The sequence below is a fragment of the Solwaraspora sp. WMMD1047 genome (assembly GCF_029626155.1).
In the GTDB taxonomy this organism is placed as follows: Bacteria; Actinomycetota; Actinomycetes; order Mycobacteriales; family Micromonosporaceae; genus WMMD1047.
In genome coordinates, this window is record NZ_JARUBL010000001.1 from 6,916,907 (window position 1) to 6,934,675 (window position 17,769).

General features: G+C 73.0%; 19 protein-coding genes. 8 read left to right on the forward strand and 11 right to left on the reverse strand.

The genetic code is table 11. The features are described 5' to 3' along the window. Window positions 1-116: 116 nt before the first annotated feature. From O7627_RS31685 to O7627_RS31705, 5 genes are all read right to left on the reverse strand, one after another. On the reverse strand, window positions 117-734 hold the full coding sequence (locus tag O7627_RS31685; RefSeq protein WP_278098508.1) for a hypothetical protein: 618 nt from the start codon (window positions 732-734) through the stop codon (window positions 117-119). An 83-nt stretch (window positions 735-817) separates the two neighbouring features. Further along, a complete protein-coding gene (locus O7627_RS31690) occupies window positions 818-1,360 on the reverse strand; it encodes a hypothetical protein (RefSeq protein ID WP_278097113.1) in 543 nt (180 codons plus the stop codon). A 134-nt stretch (window positions 1,361-1,494) separates the two neighbouring features. After that, the gene (locus tag O7627_RS31695; RefSeq protein WP_278097114.1) at window positions 1,495-3,852 is read right to left on the reverse strand and encodes a sodium-translocating pyrophosphatase; all 2,358 of its coding nucleotides are present in this window, start codon (window positions 3,850-3,852) and stop codon (window positions 1,495-1,497) included. A 349-nt stretch (window positions 3,853-4,201) separates the two neighbouring features. Further along, the gene (locus O7627_RS31700) at window positions 4,202-4,639 is read right to left on the reverse strand and encodes an ATP-binding protein (RefSeq protein WP_278097115.1); all 438 of its coding nucleotides are present in this window, start codon (window positions 4,637-4,639) and stop codon (window positions 4,202-4,204) included. Further along, window positions 4,636-4,992 (reverse strand): STAS domain-containing protein, encoded by a 357-nt coding sequence (locus O7627_RS31705; protein ID WP_278097116.1) that lies wholly within the window; start codon window positions 4,990-4,992, stop codon window positions 4,636-4,638. Before O7627_RS31705 ends, O7627_RS31700 begins: the two co-directional genes overlap by 4 nt. A gap of 241 nt (window positions 4,993-5,233) precedes the next feature. On the opposite strand from O7627_RS31705, the gene O7627_RS31710 reads away from it, so the two are divergent. The 3 genes from O7627_RS31710 to O7627_RS31720 all read left to right on the forward strand — a co-directional run bounded on the left by O7627_RS31710 (window position 5,234) and on the right by O7627_RS31720 (window position 8,516). Continuing rightward, entirely contained in the window at window positions 5,234-7,546 is a 2,313-nt protein-coding gene (locus O7627_RS31710; protein WP_278098509.1) for a DEAD/DEAH box helicase, read from the forward strand. 18 nt (window positions 7,547-7,564) lie between these two features. Then, window positions 7,565-8,242 (forward strand): histidine phosphatase family protein, encoded by a 678-nt coding sequence (locus tag O7627_RS31715; RefSeq protein ID WP_278097117.1) that lies wholly within the window; start codon window positions 7,565-7,567, stop codon window positions 8,240-8,242. Between the two features lie 64 nt (window positions 8,243-8,306). After that, complete coding sequence (locus O7627_RS31720; RefSeq protein WP_278097118.1) at window positions 8,307-8,516, forward strand: hypothetical protein; 210 nt, start codon at window positions 8,307-8,309, stop codon at window positions 8,514-8,516. Between the two features lie 157 nt (window positions 8,517-8,673). On the opposite strand, the gene O7627_RS31725 is transcribed toward O7627_RS31720, so the two are convergent. Both O7627_RS31725 and O7627_RS31730 read right to left on the reverse strand, forming a co-directional pair. Then, entirely contained in the window at window positions 8,674-9,633 is a 960-nt protein-coding gene (locus O7627_RS31725) for a hypothetical protein (RefSeq protein ID WP_278097119.1), read from the reverse strand. A gap of 194 nt (window positions 9,634-9,827) precedes the next feature. After that, the gene (locus O7627_RS31730; protein ID WP_278097120.1) at window positions 9,828-10,181 is read right to left on the reverse strand and encodes a hypothetical protein; all 354 of its coding nucleotides are present in this window, start codon (window positions 10,179-10,181) and stop codon (window positions 9,828-9,830) included. Between the two features lie 171 nt (window positions 10,182-10,352). On the opposite strand from O7627_RS31730, the gene O7627_RS31735 reads away from it, so the two are divergent. After that, window positions 10,353-11,675 carry a hypothetical protein gene (locus O7627_RS31735; protein WP_278097121.1) on the forward strand — a complete coding sequence of 441 codons (1,323 nt, stop codon included), beginning with the start codon at window positions 10,353-10,355 and terminating at the stop codon, window positions 11,673-11,675. 132 nt (window positions 11,676-11,807) lie between these two features. Further along, complete coding sequence (locus tag O7627_RS31740; protein ID WP_278097122.1) at window positions 11,808-13,028, forward strand: PP2C family protein-serine/threonine phosphatase; 1,221 nt, start codon at window positions 11,808-11,810, stop codon at window positions 13,026-13,028. A gap of 38 nt (window positions 13,029-13,066) precedes the next feature. Here O7627_RS31740 and O7627_RS31745 read toward each other — a convergent pair whose 3' ends face one another. Then, window positions 13,067-13,636: a TetR/AcrR family transcriptional regulator gene (locus O7627_RS31745; RefSeq protein ID WP_278098510.1), complete on the reverse strand. Its 570-nt coding sequence runs from the start codon at window positions 13,634-13,636 to the stop codon at window positions 13,067-13,069. Between the two features lie 79 nt (window positions 13,637-13,715). On the opposite strand from O7627_RS31745, the gene O7627_RS31750 reads away from it, so the two are divergent. Beyond that, window positions 13,716-14,117, forward strand: a complete 402-nt coding sequence (locus O7627_RS31750; RefSeq protein WP_278097123.1) for a hypothetical protein — start codon at window positions 13,716-13,718, stop codon at window positions 14,115-14,117. 60 nt (window positions 14,118-14,177) lie between these two features. On the opposite strand, the gene O7627_RS31755 is transcribed toward O7627_RS31750, so the two are convergent. Then, complete coding sequence (locus O7627_RS31755; RefSeq protein ID WP_278097124.1) at window positions 14,178-15,233, reverse strand: glutathione S-transferase C-terminal domain-containing protein; 1,056 nt, start codon at window positions 15,231-15,233, stop codon at window positions 14,178-14,180. An 85-nt stretch (window positions 15,234-15,318) separates the two neighbouring features. Here O7627_RS31755 and O7627_RS31760 point away from each other — a divergent pair, with 85 nt between their 5' ends. Continuing rightward, on the forward strand, window positions 15,319-16,398 hold the full coding sequence (locus O7627_RS31760) for an NADH:flavin oxidoreductase/NADH oxidase (RefSeq protein WP_278097125.1): 1,080 nt from the start codon (window positions 15,319-15,321) through the stop codon (window positions 16,396-16,398). A 28-nt stretch (window positions 16,399-16,426) separates the two neighbouring features. Here the strand turns inward: O7627_RS31760 and O7627_RS31765 are convergent, their stop codons facing one another. Continuing rightward, the gene (locus tag O7627_RS31765; protein WP_278097126.1) at window positions 16,427-16,621 is read right to left on the reverse strand and encodes a hypothetical protein; all 195 of its coding nucleotides are present in this window, start codon (window positions 16,619-16,621) and stop codon (window positions 16,427-16,429) included. Then, on the reverse strand, window positions 16,618-16,773 hold the full coding sequence (locus tag O7627_RS31770; RefSeq protein ID WP_278097127.1) for a hypothetical protein: 156 nt from the start codon (window positions 16,771-16,773) through the stop codon (window positions 16,618-16,620). The genes O7627_RS31765 and O7627_RS31770 overlap by 4 nt, the downstream gene beginning before the upstream one ends. A gap of 148 nt (window positions 16,774-16,921) precedes the next feature. Here O7627_RS31770 and O7627_RS31775 point away from each other — a divergent pair, with 148 nt between their 5' ends. Continuing rightward, a complete protein-coding gene (locus O7627_RS31775) occupies window positions 16,922-17,764 on the forward strand; it encodes a helix-turn-helix transcriptional regulator (RefSeq protein ID WP_278097128.1) in 843 nt (280 codons plus the stop codon). The last annotated feature ends 5 nt before the right edge of the window (window positions 17,765-17,769 follow it).

A 17,769-nucleotide genomic window follows, 5' to 3' on the forward strand; every position in this document is an offset into this window, starting at 1 on the left:
GCGCTCCCCACCGCAGGATGCGATCTCCGGCACCATCCGGCGGCAGGTCGCTTTCGACCCGAGTTGACCCCGTTCATGTCGCGAATCAGACAACGGCCGATGGTAGGACAACTCGGTCATCTCTGCGGTGCGAACCGGGCTGCCGGTGGCACCGGCCACTGCGCGGCCGGCGCCGCCGCCGGCCGGTCACCGACCAGTTCGGCCAGCCGGGCCAACCGCCGCCGGCCGGTGATCCGGTACGCCGGCCCGCCCGACCGGGCGTCGAGCAGCGCGGCCGGCAGGCCGATCGCGGCGAGCGCCGCCCCCACCGCGTCCCAGCCCGCCTCGTCCGACTCGCCGAGCCGAAGCTGGAACCCGAGCGGCTCGGCGGTGCCGGCCGCCGCCGCCCAGAGCCGCAGCCTCGGCCCGGTCAGGTGGAAACCGGCCGGCGGGCGCTTGGCCGCGCCCCGCAGCCAGGCCGCCCCCAACCGGGCCAGGGCACTGGTGTACGACGTACTCACCGCGTGCCCACCCGCCGGGGTGCCCGACCAGGTCGCGGCGAGGCCGCGCAGCGCCAACTCGGCGACGAGCACGTGCACCCGCCAGGCGTTCCCGACCACCACCGAGACCCGGGCGGTGCCGCCCATCCGGACCACCTCGCCGGGGCCGGCGAGCAGGCCGGCCAGGTCCGCCACCGACGGCTCCACCGCCTCCACCCCGAACAGCGACAGCTGCCGGGCCGGATCCCGCCGCACCGCGGGCTCGGGCTCGGGCCGCGGCTCCGGCTCCGGTCCCGGGTCGGGCTCCGGCTCGGGCGGCGGGGATTCGGCAGACGGCGTCAGCGACACTCCGGGACCTCGTCGAAGGCGGCTTGGAGTTCCACCGAGTCGAGCTCGCTGGTGTCCAGGGCGCTCGCGTCGTACTCCTGGTTCAGGGTATCGATCGCGGTCTTGACGCCGGCGTAGAACGCGCCGGCCTCCCCGGTGCTCAGCTCCTCGATCGACCGGCGGGCCTGGCCGTAGGCGTCCCGGACCGCGGTGAGCGAGGCGAGGAACTCGCGGGACACCACGTCGCCGCGGTCCACGTCCGGCACCCCGGCCTCCTGCACCGAGCGGCGCGCCGTCTCGCTGGCCTGTTCGGCGCCACCGAAGAGCCGGACCAGGTTCTCCTGGGCCTGCGCCGGGGTGGTCTTCGCGGTCATCTGCTGCTGGGCGCTGCTGGTGAGCGTGCTGATCTCGGCCCGCCACGGGGCGAGCGCCTGGCAGACCGAGGCGGCCCAGGCGCGCGGCGCCGGCCCGCCGCCGCAGGCCCCGGCGAGGACCGCGAGCAGACACAGCGCCGCCGTGAACCTCGCGGCGGAAGCCGGCCGGGGCGTACGCATGCGTTGCAGCGTACGGGTTGAGCGGCCCGCGGCGGGTGGCCGGACCGGCGGCGGTCCCGCGGCCCGGACCGAAGAAGACGGCCCCCGGCCGGCGCGCGGGACGCCGGCCGGGGGCCGCTGGTACATCGCTGCCGTCAGGCGGTCACGGTTTCGGGCTGCTTCTCCCCGCTGCCGGCGCTGGGGCCGGAGCCGGAATCGTCCATCACCATCGGCTGGCGCTTGCTCCAGACCACCGCCGCCACCACGATCAGGGCCGCGACGAGCGCCACCGTGATCCGCAGCGCGTCGTTCTGGTCGTTGCCGACGCTCCACGCCACCACGGCGGGCGCGATCAGCAGCGAGACCAGGTTCATCACCTTCAGCAGCGGGTTGATCGCCGGTCCGGCGGTGTCCTTGAACGGGTCACCGACGGTGTCGCCGATGACCGTGGCGGCGTGCGACTCGGAACCCTTGCCCCCGTACGCCCCGTCCTCGACGAGCTTCTTGGCGTTGTCCCAGGCGCCACCGGAGTTGGCCAGGAAGACCGCCATCAGCGTGCCGGCCCCGATCGCGCCGGCCAGGTAGGCGGCGAGCGCTCCCGGGCCGAGACCGAACCCGACCGCGATCGGCGCCATGATCGCCAGCAGGCCGGGGGTGAGCAGCTCGCGCTGCGCGTCCCGGGTGCAGATGTCGACCACCTTGCCGTACTCCGGCCGCTGGGTGCGGTCCATGATGCCCGGCAGCTCACGGAACTGCCGGCGGACCTCCCGGACCACCGCGCCGGCCGACCGGGAGACCGCGTTGATCGCCAGGCCGGAGAAGAGGAAGACCACCGCCGCGCCGATGATCAGACCGACCAGGTTGCGCGGGTCGGCCACGTTCAACGCGTCGGTGATCGCCTGCGCGGCCCCGTCGCCGAACCCGGCGTCGCCGTACGCGGTCTCCAGGGTGTCGGTGTAGGACCCGAAGAGCGCGGTGGCGGCGAGCACCGCCGTGGCGATCGCGATCCCCTTGGTGATCGCCTTGGTGGTGTTGCCGACCGCGTCCAGTTCGGTCAGGGTGCGGGCGCCGTCCTCGTCGATGTCGCCGGACATCTCGGCGATGCCCTGGGCGTTGTCGGAGATCGGGCCGAAGGTGTCCATCGCCACGATCACGCCGACCGTGGTGAGCAGGCCGGTGCCGGCCAGCGCCACCGCGAACAGCGACACCACCAGGGTGCCCCCGCCGAGCAGGTACGCCCCGAAGACGCCGGCGCCGATCAGCAGTGCCGAGTAGACCGCCGACTCCAGGCCGACGCTGATGCCGGCGAGCACCACGGTGGCGGCGCCGGTCTCCGAGGACCGGCCGATGTCGAGCACCGGCCGCCGGTTGGTCTCGGTGAAGTACCCGGTCAGCGCCTGGATGGCGGCGGCCAGCACGATACCGATCACGACCGCGCCGATGGCGATCCAGCGCGGGTTGCCGTCCACGTCGGCCACCCCGTCGCCGAAGTCGGCGAAGTCGGCCGGCAGGTAGGTCCAGGCGGCGACCGCCACCAGGACCGCCGAGATCAGCGCGGAGAGATAGAACGCGCGGTTGATCGCGGTCAGGCCGTTGCGGTCGGAGGCCCGCAGCCGGGTGATGAAGACGCCGATGATCGCGACGACGACGCCGATGCCGGAGACGATGAGCGGGAAGACCAGGCCGTCCTCGCCGAACGCGGCCCGACCCAGGATCAGCGCCGCGACGAGCGTGACCGCGTACGACTCGAACAGGTCGGCGGCCATGCCGGCGCAGTCACCGACGTTGTCGCCGACGTTGTCGGCGATGGTGGCGGCGTTGCGCGGGTCGTCCTCGGGGATGCCCTGCTCGACCTTGCCGACCAGGTCGGCGCCGACGTCGGCGGCCTTGGTGAAGATGCCGCCGCCGACCCGCATGAACATGGCCAGCAGGGCGGCGCCGAAGCCGAAGCCCTCCAGCACCGTCGGGGCGTCACCCCGGAAGAGGATCACCACCAGCGCGGCGCCGAACAGGCCGAGGCCGACGGTGAGGAAGCCGACCACGCCACCGGTCCGGAAGGCGATCTTCATGGCCGCCTCGCGGCCACCCTGCGCCTGCCGCGCGGCGGCGGCCACCCGCAGGTTGGCCCGGGTGGCCAGCGCCATGCCGGCCCCACCGATGATCGCGCTGAACACCGCGCCGACCACGAAGAACGCGGACCGGCCGATCTTCACCAGCGTCTCGCTGCCGTCGGTGTCGTGCACCGGCAGCAGGAAGAGCAGCACCACCGCGATCACCACGAAGATGGCGAGGGTCCTGAACTGGCGGAGCAGGTACGCCGAGGCGCCCTCCTGGACGGCCCCCGCGATCTCCTGCATGTTTGTGGTGCCCTTACCGGTCGCCAGGACCGCCCTGGTCAGGGCGAAGGCGAAGCCCAGCGCCACCAGCGCGATGACCGCGGCGATGACGACGTAGGACAGGTTCTCACCGGTCAGGGACAACCCGCCGCCTTCGGCGGCCAAGGTTTCGGACATCTATGTCCTCCTGTAGCGAACACTCGCGCCGGCCGGCGGACGAACCGGCAGGCGTCTCCACGCGTGGAGCGACGACGGGCAAGCGGTGCCGCGGGCCGGTGGTGAACGGACCGGCGGCACAGCGGTCCCGCGCGGCGCGGATCCCCGCGTGCGCCCGGCCCCACGGGTGCGGGGCCGGGTGCGCGCCGGGCCCGCGAGCGCGGGACCAGGGCACTTGCAGATAACCCGCGTACTCTAGCGGTCGCTCGTGTTGGAGGTCACACCGCGCGCCCGCCTGGCGACGATGATCTTTATCGCTGTGTCGGCAGGTGGTTTCGGGTACGCTCTTCCGCCGCCCCGGGCGGCCCGGTCAGCGGCGCAGCGGCCAGGCCATCTGCACGGCGGTGCCGATCCCCTCGGCCACCGGGCGGACCTGCAGGTCCTCGACGAAGCCGGCGAGCAGCGCGAAGCCCACCCCGACGGTGAGCGCCTCGTCGGTGAGCGACTCGTCGGCCAACTCGTCCGGCGGCAGGGCGGCCAGGCCGAGGCCGGCCTCGACCGGCGCCCGGTCGATCACCCGGACCGTGTAGGCGCCGTCGTCGGACATCTCCACCAGCACCAGGTCGGACAGGCCGTACTGCCGGTGCAGGGCGACCGCGCGGGCGCACGCCTCGCCGATCGCGAGCCGGACCTCGTCGAGCAGTTCCTCGGCCACCCCGGCCCGGCGGGCCACCGCCACGCCGACCAGACGGGCGGTGCGCACGTGCACCGGGGCGGGTGAGAAGGAGAGGCGGACCGTCGACATCACGCCGGTGAGCTCGCCGGGTCCGCCCCGGCGGCGGCCTCGACCGTCGGATAGAGCGGAAAGACCTGGTCCAGGGCGGTGATCCGGAAGATCTTGAGCAGTGGCTCCTTGTCGCAGACCAGACCGAAGGTGCCACCGGCCGCGCGCAGCCGCTTGAGGGCGCCGACGAGCACGCCCAGCCCCGTGGAGTCCAGGAAGTCGACCCGGCCGAGGTCCACCACGACCTTGCGGGCGCCGCCGTCGACCAGCTCGATCAGTCGCTCCCGGAGCCGGGGTGCGGTGTAGACGTCCACCTCGCCGCCGACCTCCAGCACCGTGTGCTCCCCGAGCGTACGGGTTGTCAGCGACAGCTCCATGGGATCCTCCTCGAATCGGGCCGGCCCGGGGGACCTACCCGGGCCAATGGCCTCGAATCAAACTACCGGGGCATCTAACCATCGACCGGTCGGCCGGCGCATCGGCCGGTCGCCGCACATCTTTCCGCACGCCCCGCCTTTCCCGCCCGCGTACACCAGTGCGAGAGTGCAGGACGTGACCTCGTCAGCCACGGTATCGCCCGGTCCGCCCGGACCGCCGGGCGCGGACGGGGTCGGCGGCCTGTTGGAGCTGCTGCGCGGCCGGCGCTCCGGGTCGGCCGGCGACCCGGTCACCCACGTCGAGCGGGTTCCGGCCCGGCCGGGCGCCGCCGGCTCCTGGCCGGACTGGGCGCCGGCCGAACTGCGCGCGGCCTACGCGGAACGCGGCGTCGTCGCGCCGTGGCGGCACCAGCTCACCGCCGCCGAGTTCGGGTACGCGGGCCAGCACGTGGTGATCGCCACCGGCACCGCCTCCGGCAAGTCGCTGGCGTACCAGTTGCCGGTGCTGGCCCGGCTGCTGGCCGACCCCCGCGCGACGGCGCTGTACCTGGCACCCACCAAGGCGCTCGCCGCCGATCAGTTGCGGGCCGTGGCCGACCTGGACCTGCCGGGGGTACGACCAGCCAGCTACGACGGCGACACGCCGCAGGCGGAACGGGAGTGGATCCGACGCCACGCCCGTTTCGTACTGACCAATCCTGATATGTTGCATCATGGCATCCTGCCCGGCCACGCCCGGTGGGCGACCTTCCTGCGCCGGCTGGCGTTCGTGGTGGTGGACGAGTGCCACACCTACCGGGGAGTCTTCGGCTCCCACGTGGCACACGTGCTGCGCCGGCTGCGGCGGCAGACCGCCCGCTACGCCGGCGCCGGGTCCGACCGGGCCGGGCCGGTGTTCCTGCTCGCCTCGGCCACCTCGGGCGATCCCGCCGCGGCCGCCGAACGGCTCACCGGGCTGCCGGTGCGGGCCGTCGACCAGGACGACGCACCCCGCGGCCCGGTGACCTTCGCGCTCTGGGAGCCGCCGCTGCTGCCGCCGGCGGGCGACGGCCACGCCGACGCCGAGCCGGTCCGCCGGTCGGCCCTGCGGGAGACCGCGGACCTGCTCGGCGACGCGGTGGCAGCCGGCACCCGGACCCTGGCGTTCGTCCGGTCCCGACGCGGCGCCGAGGTGGTGGCCAGCACCGCCCGGCGGGCCCTGGACGAGGCGGTGCCCGGCCTCGGGTCCCGGGTCGCCGCGTACCGGGCCGGCTACCTGCGCGAGGACCGCCGGGCGCTGGAACGGGCCCTGCTCGACGGCGACCTGCTCGGCCTCGCCTCGACGAACGCGCTGGAACTCGGCGTCGACCTGGTCGGGCTGGACGCGGTGCTGATCTGCGGCTACCCCGGCACCCGGGCATCGCTGTGGCAGCAGGCCGGCCGGGCCGGCCGCTCCGGCGGCGAGGCGCTCGCCGTCCTGGTCGCCCGCGACGACCCGCTGGACAGCTATCTGGTGCACCACCCGGAGGCGCTGTTCGGGCGCCCGGTGGAGGCGACCGTGCTGGACCCGTCGAACCCGTACGTGCTGGGTCCGCAGCTCTGCTGCGCGGCCGCCGAAGCGCCGCTGACCACCGCCGACCTGGCGCTGTTCGGCCCCGGCGCGAAGGAGGCGGTCACCGCGCTGGTCGCCAAGGGGGCGCTGCGCCAGCGGCCGACCGGTTGGTACTGGCGGCCCGCCGGCCGGCCCGAGGTGGACCTGCGTGGCACCGGCGGCAGCCCGATCTGCGTCGTCGAGTCCGCCACCGGCCGGCTGCTGGGCACCGTGGATCCGGCCTCCGCCCACTTCCTGGTCCATCCCGGCGCCGTCCACCTGCACCAGGGCGTCTCGTACGTGGTGGACGACCTGGACCTTGATGAGGGGTGCGCGCTGGTGCACGCCGAGGAGCCGGACTGGAGCACCCACCCCCGCGACGTCACCTCGCTGTCGGTGGCGGCGGTCCGCTCCTACCTGGACGCCGGCCCGGTCGGCATGTTCCTCGGCGAGGTGGACGTCACCAGTCAGGTCGTCTCCTACCAGCGGCGCCGGCTGGCCTCCGGTGAGGTGCTGGACACCCGCCCGCTGGACCTGCCGACCCGGGAACTGCGCACGGTCGCGGTCTGGTTCACCGTGTCGGAGTCGGCGCTCGGCGCGGCCGGGGTCGAGGTCACCGACGTGCCCGGGGCGCTGCACGCCGCCGAACACGCCGCCATCGGGCTGCTCCCGCTGGTCGCCACCTGCGACCGGTGGGACATCGGCGGCATCTCCACGGCGGCCCACCCGGACACCGGGGCACCGAGCGTCTTCGTCTACGACGGTCACCCGGGCGGGGCCGGCTTCGCGGAGCGGGCCTACCGGGCGGCCGGCGCCTGGCTGCGGGCGACCCGGGACACCATCGCGGAGTGCGGCTGCGAAGCCGGTTGTCCGTCCTGTGTGCAGTCTCCGAAGTGTGGCAACGGAAACCACCCCCTCGCCAAGTCGGCCGCGGTCAAGGTGCTGGAGGTCGTACTGGGCAACCTGCCGGCTGATTCCGGCTAGCCGCTTCCTACTGAGAAGGTGGCAGAGGGCCGAGGGCAGGTGATCTTCGGCCGGATCGTCGCCGACGAAGGGAAGGGCATGGCCGTCGAGATCATCTACGAGACCCACTCGCTCACCGAGGACAACGAGCAAGGGATCGCGACCGGTTGGCTCCCCGGCCAGCTCTCCACCCAGGGCCGCCGGCTCGCGGTCGAGCTCGGCGCCCGGCGCCGCGACACCGGACTCGCGGCGGTGTTCAGCTCCGACCTGCTCCGGGCGGTGGAGACCGCGCGGATCGCGTTCGACGGCACCGCCATCCCGATCATCCAGGACGTCCGGCTGCGGGAGTGCAACTACGGCGAGCTGAACGGCCGCCCCGTCGCCGAGTTGGCGGCCGATCGGGGCCGCCGGATCGACGAGCCGTTTCCCGGCGGGCAGAGTTACCGCGACGTGGTCGACGCCACCGCCGACTTCCTCCGCGAGCTGGGCCGGGAGCGGGACGGCCAGAAGGTGCTGGTGATCGCCCATTCGGCGAACAAGTGGGCGCTGGACCACCTGCTCGCCGGCGCCGTCCTGGAGGAGGTGGTGCACGCCCCGTTCGGCTGGCGGGAAGGCTGGACCTACCTGCTCCCGACCGGCTGGGACGGCCCGGAGCGCGACCGGCCCGACGGTGAGCCGGAGCAATCGCCGTCGATAACGACACCGTCGCAGGCATAGATTGCACCCGATCAGGTTAAGTAGGCTTGGGAGCGCTTCCATGGAGCCGCCTGAGGAGACTGCCGTGGCCGACACCATCGCCGAGACCGTCGACCTGCTCTACACCATCAACCAGGAAAACCTCACCGTTGATCAGCAGATCGCGCTCTCCCACGCCTACGCCGCGCTGGCCCAGGCCGAGCGGCTGGAGATGATCCAGGAACGGCTGTACAGCATGCACCAACTCCTCAACGGCTTGGTCCAGCGAGCCGCCGTGGATCCCGGCCCGCGCTGACCGCGCCCGGCCGGCGGCGGCCGGGCGGCTCGTCTCCCGCGCTGCCGGTACGGCCGTGCCGGGTCAGCCAGCCGGGCCGCCCGCGGGCCGCGCCGCCGGTGCAGGCGTGTCAGCTCAGCCGGCCGGGCCGCCCGCGCCGCCCGTTGCGGGCGGCCGGTCAGCCCACCCGGGCAGCCCGCCACCCGCGCAGGCCGGCGAGGATCGGCCGCGCCGGGGCGGCCGGCTCCGACTCCGGCACCTGGCCGGGCTCCGGCAGGCCCAGTCGGCGCCGCGCCTGCCGGGCCCGGTCGGCCGCCTCGGCCGCCTCCTGGCGCAGCGCCCGAGCCGCCACCAGCGCCACCCCGGCGTCGTCCCAGGCCGCCCGTTCCCGCTCGGCCGCTGCCCGCTCGGCGGCCAGCAGTTCGTCGCGGGCCGCCCGGCGCAGCACCAACTCCTGCTCGACCGGGTGCAGGCGCGGATCCCAACCCTTGCGGTGGGCCAGCGCGTCGCTGAGGTCCAGCACCGACAGCTCCTTGCGGACGCAGGCCGACATCGCCGCGCGGTGCAGGTAGCGCTCGCGGTCGGCGTACTCGGCGGGGGTGCGTGGGGTGTGCGGGGCCGGCAGCGCCGCCGCGGCGGCCAGCCGATCCACCTCGGCGGTGGCGGCGTCGAGCGCCCGCCAGGCCGCCTCCACCCGGTCCTGCGCCTGCGCCCACTCGTCGCGCCTGCGTTGCGCGGTGACGGCGGCCCGTTCCGCGGCGACCGTGACCTCCTCGGCGTACCGGCGAAGTTCCCGTTCCGCCCGGACGAGCCTGGCCCGCCGTCGATCGGCCGGGCGGTCGCGGCGTCCGACGCCAGCCGCCGCCCGGCGGCGGACCGGCCGGGTCGGTGACGCATCGGAGCCCGGGGCGGGCTCCGTGGCCGCGCGGGAGCCCGACTCAACGCCCACGTCGAGGGCCGGGTCCCCGGCCGGGTCTCCATCTGGCACCTTGACCGGGTCCGGGGCCGGCTCCTCGGCCGGGTCGGTTCGGGCCACCAGGCCGACCATGGCGATCAGAGCGATCACCATCAGGCCGAGCCAGATCGCGGTCGCCCGCGGTACGTCGAGCAGGAACTGGTACATGGCTGTTTCCATCATCGGCGCCTCGCTGATGATCGATTACGGATCGGGTCTGCGATTGGCCGCGGCGCAACCGGGCGGGCACCCGTCCGAGCTGGACGGGTGGTCGGAAGGGCCGGGCGGGGTGGCGTACCCCATGGGTTTGCCGGTCTGTGGGTCGGACCTGGCGGCGTCGCGGCGGACCGGTGCGGTCGGTCGGCCCGACGGCGCGATCAGCGCTGCGGCGGTGCCCGCTGGCCGAGCGGACCGGCCGCGGTGCGACCGGCCGGCGTGCGCACCTCGGCATCGGCCGGCAGCCGACCGGCGTCACCGGCCGGCGTCGCTCCGCTGTGGATCGCCGGTGCCGGCTCGGTGACCCGGGCGCCGTGGTCGGTCACCTCGGTCGTCGGGTCGGCCAGCCGGACGGTGGGCGGCACCGGATCGGGTGCCGCGTCGGCCGGGCTCATCACCCGCAGCAGCGGCCGCGCGTCGGCGACGGCCGGCGGACCGGCAAGCGCGGCGCTGGCGCCGAACGCCAGGGCGAGCATCGTCAGCCCGGTCAGGAACTGGCGCAGCCGTCGCGTCACCCACCACAGAGGATCGGTGAATGACAGCGCCTGCACGCCACCAAGTTACCCGGTCCCCACCGAACCCGACCAACCGACCGCAACGCATTGACGTACGCGAATGCAAATAGTTACAGTGAGCAACGCTCGCCGTCCCGGCCGTGTTCCGTCCTCCCTCGGAAGCAGGTCGCCATGCGTACTCCGATCCCTGCCCCCGCCCGCAGCCGGCTGCGCCGTTTGGCCGGCGCCGGCACCGCCGCCGGTGTCCTGGTCGCCGCCACGCTGGCGCTGAGCTGGCCGGTTCCGGTCTCCGCCGCCGCGACCACCACGCCCGACCAGCAGCTCGCCGCCGCGCCCGCGGCGAGCCTGTTCACCGACGACTTCGAGGACGGTGACGCCGCGGGGTGGACCCGCGGCGGCGGCTTCTGGTCGGTGCTCACCGAGGACAACACGAGGGTCTATCGCCAGCGCAGCACCCGCTCCGCGAGTCGGGTCACCGCCGGCGAGGCCGGCTGGACCGACTACAGCGTGACCGCCCGGGTGAAGCCGACGGCACTCGGCACCGCCTCGTCCTCGGTCGCGCTGCTGGCCCGAGTCCAGTCCAACACCAGCTACTACTACCTGTCGCTGCGCTCCGGCTCGTTGGAGCTGGGCCGGGTCAGCTCCGGCCAGACCACCGTGCTCGCCAGCACCCCGGCCACGGCGACCCTCGGCGGCTGGCACCAGCTCCGGCTGGCCGTCCAGGGCAGCACCATCACCGGCGCCCTCGGCACCGCCTCGGTCACCGCCACCGACGGCCAGTTCAGCTCCGGACGGATCGGCCTGGCCACCACCTCCGCCAGCGGGTCGTTCGACGACATCGTGGTGGACCCGCCCGCCCCACCGCCGGACACCCAGCGGCCCACCATCCCCGGCCAACCGCAGGTGATCGAGGTCACGCCGACCACCGCCACCATCATCTGGACGCCGTCGACCGACAACGTCGGCGTGACCCAGTACTGGATCTACCAGGGCGACCAGTTCTACAGCCAGTGGGTCAGCCGGATGGTGCCGACCGCCGAGCCGACGGTGCTCCCCCTCAGCCCGACCGGAGCGAGCCTGCACTTCTCGGTCGCCGCCCGGGACGCCGCCGGCAACATGTCCGCCATCTCGTACCGGACCTACATCTCGCAGCCGCCCAGCTTCCCGCGCAGCGGGGACGAGACCGAACGACCGACCGCCCCGGGAGCACCCGAGGTGACCGGCGTCACCGCAGACGGCCAGCTGACGCTGACCTGGACACCCGCGACGGACAACGTCGGAGTGGTCGAATACCACGTGATCTACACCTACTACGTCGACGAGACCCGGGTGGCCGCCAAGGTGCCGACCAACACCGCGACCATCCAGCGGCGCGGCGGGGCCCCACAGCTGGTCAGGATCGTCGCGTTCGACGCGGCGTGGAACTCGAGCAGCAGCCCGAGCGTCTCCCTGGAGAACGTCGTGATCCCGACCCCACCGGCGACGCCCGGCTGATCACCGGTCCGGGGCCGTCCCGACCCCCTGTTCAGGGGCGACGCCCGGCCAGAGTGGGTTGGCCCCACCGGGTTCACGTACGGTGGGGCCACCGGGGCACCGACGGCCCTGGGCAGGGGCGCGGAGGTGACGGTGGCGAGTCCGGGCCGCGCGATGCGTTGGTTGCTCGAATCCGCCCCCTATGTCGGGGTTGCCGAGCTGCCCACGCTTGTGATGTCGGTGGCCCCGGTACTCGGCGTCGCCGAACTGGTGATCTACGTCGTCGACTACACCCAGACCCGGCTGATGCCGCTGGGCGGCCCCGGAGTTCCGGTCCGGGAGCCGCAGGCGGTGGACGGCACGATGGCGGGCCGGGCCTTCGCCACCGGACACACCCAGCACCGAACCGGCGACGGGACCGACCGGGCCTGGCTGCCACTCGCGCACGGCTGTGACCGGCTCGGCGTACTGGAGATCAGCACGCCCGGGTCGCCGTCGGCCGAGACCAGGGACGCCGGCCAGCAGGTGGCCACGGCGGTGACCCAACTGCTGACCACCAGACACCGGTACGGCGACAGCATCGAACGGGCCCGGCGGGGTGAGCCGCTGCAGCTCGCCGCCGAGATCATGTGGGGTCTGCTGCCGCCGCTGAGCTTCGCCACCCACCAGGTGATGGTGACCGGCATCCTGGAACCCTGCTACGACATCGGCGGCGACGTCTTCGACTACGCCCTCAACGGCGACGTGCTCTCGGTGGCGCTGCTCGACGCGGTCGGCCACGGCACCGACGCCAGCCTGCTGGCGACGCTGGCGCTGGGGGCGTACCGCAATGCCCGCCGGTGCGGGCTGGGCCTGGTGGACACCGCGCGCAGCGTGGACAAGCAGATCCACGCCCACCAGCCCGGCCGGTTCGCCAGCGCGGTGCTTGTCGAACTGGACTGCCGCACCGGTCGGTTGGATGCGATCACGGCCGGCCATCCGGCGCCGCTGCTGCTGCGCGACGGCCGAATGATCAAGACGCTGGACGCTCCGACGGCGCTTCCGCTGGGGCTGGGCTACCTCGCAAGGACCGCCCCCCGGGTGGTCTCCGAGACCCTGCATCCCGGCGACCAGCTACTGCTCTACACCGACGGGGTCACCGAGGCCCGGACCGAGGACGGCGAGTTCTTCGGCATCGAACGGCTCGCCGACTTCGTCAACCGGGCGTTGGCCGACCGGTTGCCGACGCCGGAGACCATGCGCCGGCTGGTGCACGCGATCCTGGAACACCAGCACGACCGGCTGCAGGACGACGCCACCGCGCTGATCGTGGAGTGGCAGCCGCCCGGCCACCGACTGCAGCCGCTGGCCGCCGCCGCGTCGACCTGGTCCTGACCGACGGCGGCTGACTGGCCTGGCCCGCCGGCCGACGGCTACCCGTCGGTGCGGCGTTCGAAGAGCATCCGGATCACCGGCCGGGCCGCCTCGCCCGGGTCCGGGTCCAGGTCGCCGGGGAGCGCGCCGGCCAGCCAGAGCGAGGCGAAGCCGTGCACGATCGACCAAGCCGCCAGCGGCGCCTCAGCCAGCTCCCCCTTGCCGGCGGCGACGGTCCGCAGCCCGCCGGAGAGCGCGGCCCTGGTCCGCGCCCGCGCCGCGAGCACCTCGGGCGCGTCGGCGTGGTAGAGACCGGGCTGGAACATCACCTCGAAGTGCGCCCGGTGCCCGGCCGCGAAGCGTACGTAGGCGAGCCCGACCTCCAGCAGGTCGTCACCGGCCCGCTCCAACTCCACCGCCAGCAGTTCGAAGCCCTCGACGGCCACGGCGGTGAGCAACCCGGCCTTGTCCCCGAAGTGGTGGGTAGGCGCCGCGTGCGAGACACCGGTCCGCCGGGCCAGGTCGCGCAGGCTGACGGCCGCCGGGCCGACCTGCGTGATCGCCTCGACCGCGGCGGCCAGCAGGGCTCGCCGCAGGTCTCCGTGGTGGTACGGCTGCTTCATGCCGATCCCATCTAGTCGTTGACAAGTTTCCGTCGTCGGCAGTAACTTGTCAACGACAAGATAGTGCTTCGGAAGGGTGTTCGCCATGAACGGCACGGCCGACCAGGTCCTCACCGTCATCGCCCTGATCAGCATTCCCACGGTCATGTTCGGCGGTCATTCGCTGCTGCGCCTGCTCGCGACCGAGAAACTCACCGATTTCCAGAAGAGCTTCTTCCGGGCCGGTCACGCGCACGCCGGCGTCCTGCTGGTCATGACGCTCGTCGCCCTGGACGTGGCCGCCCGGGCCGCGCTGAGCGCGAACCTGACCTGGACCGTCGGCGGCCTGCTGCTGGCCGGCACGCTGGTCCAGTCCGGCGGCATGTTCATCCACATGGGCGTCGGCCAGCCCGGCCGATGGTCCTGGGGCAACACGGTCAGCAGCGTGGGCGCCGTCGCCTTGGCGGCCGGACTGCTGCTGCTCGCCTGGGCCGTCGCGACGGCCTGATCCACCCCTGCCGGGTGGCAACCGACCAGGGCGGCCACGGTGGTCGGGGCCGGCTGCCGGTCAGGTGACGAGCGGGGTGTGCCCGTCCGGCACCCGCTCCGCGGCCGGCGGGGGCGGCGGCGGGGTGCCGTCACCGAACGGCCGACCGCCGAGTTCCTCCCGGCCGTGCGGGGTCAGCCAGCCGGCCAGGTCGGGACCGACCGGCACGATCCCGGTCGGGTTGATGTCGCGGTGCACCTCGTAGTAGTGCCGCTTGATGTGGTCGAAGTCGATGGTGTCGCCGAAGCCCGGGGTCTGGAACAGGTCCCGCGCGTACGCCCAGAGCACCGGCATCTCGGTCAGCTTCTGCCGGTTGCACTTGAAGTGCCCGTGGTAGACGGGGTCGAAGCGGGCCAGCGTGGTGAACAGCCGCACGTCCGCCTCGGTGATCGAGTCGCCGACCAGGTACCGCTGCACCGCCAACCGCTCCGACAACCAGTCGAGCCGGTCGAAGAGCTGCCGGTACGCCTTCTCGTACGCCTCCTGGCTGCCGGCGAAGCCGCACCGGTACACCCCGTTGTTCACATCCGTGAAGACGACCTTGTTGACCTCGTCGATCTCGTCCCGTCGGTCCTCCGGGTAGAGGTCGGGGGCGCCGTCCCGGTGGTAGGGGCGCCACTGCGTGGACAGGTCGAGGGTGATCTGGGGGTAGTCGTTGGTGACCACCTGACCGGTCGGCACATCGACGATCGCCGGCACCGTGATCCCCCGGTCGTAGTCGGGGAACCGGGCGAAGAACGCCTCCTGCAGCCGTTCGATGCCGAGCACCGGGTCGCGCCCGTCCGGGTCGAGGTCGAAGGCCCAGCTCCGCTTGTCGTGCGTCGGCCCGGCGACCGCCATCGACAGCACGTCCTCCAGACCGAGCAGCCGGCGGACGATGATGGCCCGGTTCGCCCACGGGCAGGCGCGGCTCACCACCAGGCGGTACCGGCCCGGCTCCACCGGGTACCCGTCCTGCCCGTCGGCGGTGATCCGGGTGGCGATGTAGCGCTGATCCCGGCTGAACTCCCCGCCCGGGATGACGTAGCTGCCGTCGTTCCTGCCCTGCGTCTTCGACATGCCCCCATCGTTACCCATCCGCCGGCCACCCGCCCACCGGTGGTCCCGACCACGGGCCGGTTACGCTGCGACTTCGGCAGGACCACGAGAATGGGGTACGACTGTGAGCGTGCTGTTCAGCCCGTACCACCTGCGCGATGTCACCCTCCGGAACCGGATCGTGGTGTCGCCGATGTGCGAGTACAGCGCCACCGACGGGCTGCCCGACAACTGGCACCTGGTGCATCTGGGCTCCCGGGCGGTCGGCGGCGCCGGTCTGGTGTTCGCGGAGGCCACGGCGGTCCTGCCCGAGGGGCGGATCAGCCCACAGGACACCGGCATCTGGTCCGACGCGCACGCCGAGGCGTGGCAGCCGATCACCGCCTTCATCGCCGGGCAGGGCGCGGCGTCCGCCATCCAGCTCGCGCACGCCGGGTTCAAGGCGTCGACCTACCGCCCGTGGGACCCGCGCCGGGGCGGGGTGCCCGACGAGGAGGGCGGTTGGACCCCGGTCGGGCCGGGTACGACCCCGTTCGAGCCGTCGTACCGGCTGCCCCGCGCGCTCGACGAGGCCGGCATCGAGGAGATCGTGGCGGCGTTCGCGGCCGCCGCCGTACGTGCCCGGCAGGCCGGCTTCGACGTGGTCGAGGTCCACCTCGCGCACGGCTACCTGCTGCACGAGTTCCTCTCCCCGCTCATCAACCACCGCACCGACAGGTACGGCGGCGAGTTGGCCAACCGGATGCGGTTCCCCCTGGCGGTCGCCCAGGCGGTCCGGGCGGCCGTCGGCGAGCAGACTCCGGTGCTGGCCCGGATCTCGGCCACCGACTGGGTGGACGGCGGCTGGTCGGTGAAGGACAGCGTGGTGCTGGCCCGCGAGCTGGCCGCGGTCGGCGTCGACCTGATCGACTGCTCGTCCGGCGGGGCCGTGCCGGACGCCTCGATCCCGGCAGGTCCCGGCTATCAGGTGGCGCTCGCCGAACAGGTCCGGGCCGAGGCGGGGGTCCCGACCGGCGCGGTCGGCCTGATCACCGAACCGGAGCAGGCGGAGCGGATCCTCACCGACGGGCAGGCGGACCTGGTCTTCCTCGGCCGGAAGCTGATGCGCGACCCGTACTGGCCGCACCAGGCCGCCGCCGCCCTCGGCGCCCCCGCCGCCTGGCCCGCCCAGTACCTGCGCGCCGCCCCTTCTCCGGCGCGCTGAACGTCGCCGGCCTCCCGGCTGAGCGATGTCACCCGGATTCAGCATCGAGGTCCCACCCCAGCTCCACCAGCCGTTTGACCGCCACCCGCCCGGCTCGGCAGAGGCCGGTCTCCTGCCCCAGCGGCCCGCCACACGCCCGGCAGACCCGGTCCCCCGGTTCGTGCAGCGCGAGAACGATGAACAAGGTGTCGATCTCGACGGCCCGGGGCGGGAACGCGCTCATAGCTCGTCCTGGTCGTCGTCATCCGGCTCGGGCCAGGCTTCCCGCACCCGCCGCATGATCTGCTCGGCATCCTGATCTTCCGGGCACAACCAGTCAGCGAGCTGCCGATCTTTCGGCTTCCAGTAACCCGAGCTGCTGTTGCCCTCACCCATGGACGGTCTCCCTCCGGTCCCGCCCGGGAACACCCACCGGACCCATCCATATTGCGCGCGCAGATTCACTAGGTCAATGACCGATAGCCATTCACATTCCCTTGCGTATGGCTGTTGCTTCCCGGGTCCGCATGTGCACAATGGCGGGATGGAGAGCCCGACGTTCCTTCGCTTCCAGCTCGGCGCACACCTCCGGCGGCTGCGCGACGAAGCCAACGTGACCGCCGAACAGGCAGCCGAGATCATCGAGGTGTCACCGAGCACCCAACGACGCATCGAGCAAGGCCGCGTAGGCATCAAAGGTCCGGCACTCAACGCGCTGCTGGACCGGTACGGCGTCACCGACGCCGAGCTGCGCGACACGTTGCTCTCAATGGCCCGGACCGGTAAGCAGCGCGGATGGTGGGCGAAGTACGGCGACCTGCCGCCGACCTACCGCCAGTACATCGGGCTGGAATCCGCAGCCCAGGAGCTACAGAACTTCGAGACGCTGGTGGTTCCGGGGCTGCTCCAGACCGAGGCGTACGCCCGAGCGATCACCACCCGTGAAGCCACCCAGCCCACGCCCGAAGCGGTGGAGCAACGCGTAGCGGCACGGATCGAGCGGCAGAAGCTGATCCATGACGGCAGTCTCCGCATGGTCGCCGTGATCGACGAGGCGGTTCTACACCGGCAGATCGGTGGACCCGAAGTCATGCGTGCCCAGCTCGACGCGTTGCTGGCGACAGCGAAGCTGTGGAACGTCTCAGTCCAGGTCATCCCGTTCCGCGAAGGCGCCTACGCGTCGATGTTGTCGAGCTTCCACATCCTGACCTTTGCGGAGAGTTCCAGCGTGGTCTACATCGAGGGCTTGACCGGCGACCTGTACGCCGAGGGCGAGGACGTCCGGCGCTGTACCGTGGTCTTCAACAGCCTCCGGGCGTCGGCGTTGTCCGCATCCGCCTCGGCTGCGATGATCAAACAGATCCGCGACACGGGGCACCAGGAATAGGGAGG

Excerpts from the sequence above, each read along its gene's own strand:
- O7627_RS31690 (WP_278097113.1), bottom strand. The coding sequence starts at position 1,360 with ATGCGTACGCCCCGGCCGGCTTCCGCCGCGAGGTTCACGGCGGCGCTG.
- O7627_RS31695 (WP_278097114.1), bottom strand. The coding sequence starts at position 3,852 with ATGTCCGAAACCTTGGCCGCCGAAGGCGGCGGGTTGTCCCTGACCGGT.
- O7627_RS31705 (WP_278097116.1), bottom strand. The coding sequence starts at position 4,992 with ATGGAGCTGTCGCTGACAACCCGTACGCTCGGGGAGCACACGGTGCTG.
- O7627_RS31725 (WP_278097119.1), bottom strand. The coding sequence starts at position 9,633 with ATGATGGAAACAGCCATGTACCAGTTCCTGCTCGACGTACCGCGGGCG.
- O7627_RS31735 (WP_278097121.1), top strand. The coding sequence starts at position 10,353 with ATGCGTACTCCGATCCCTGCCCCCGCCCGCAGCCGGCTGCGCCGTTTG.
- O7627_RS31750 (WP_278097123.1), top strand. The coding sequence starts at position 13,716 with ATGAACGGCACGGCCGACCAGGTCCTCACCGTCATCGCCCTGATCAGC.
- O7627_RS31755 (WP_278097124.1), bottom strand. The coding sequence starts at position 15,233 with ATGGGTAACGATGGGGGCATGTCGAAGACGCAGGGCAGGAACGACGGC.
- O7627_RS31765 (WP_278097126.1), bottom strand. The coding sequence starts at position 16,621 with ATGAGCGCGTTCCCGCCCCGGGCCGTCGAGATCGACACCTTGTTCATC.
- O7627_RS31770 (WP_278097127.1), bottom strand. The coding sequence starts at position 16,773 with ATGGGTGAGGGCAACAGCAGCTCGGGTTACTGGAAGCCGAAAGATCGG.
- O7627_RS31775 (WP_278097128.1), top strand. The coding sequence starts at position 16,922 with ATGGAGAGCCCGACGTTCCTTCGCTTCCAGCTCGGCGCACACCTCCGG.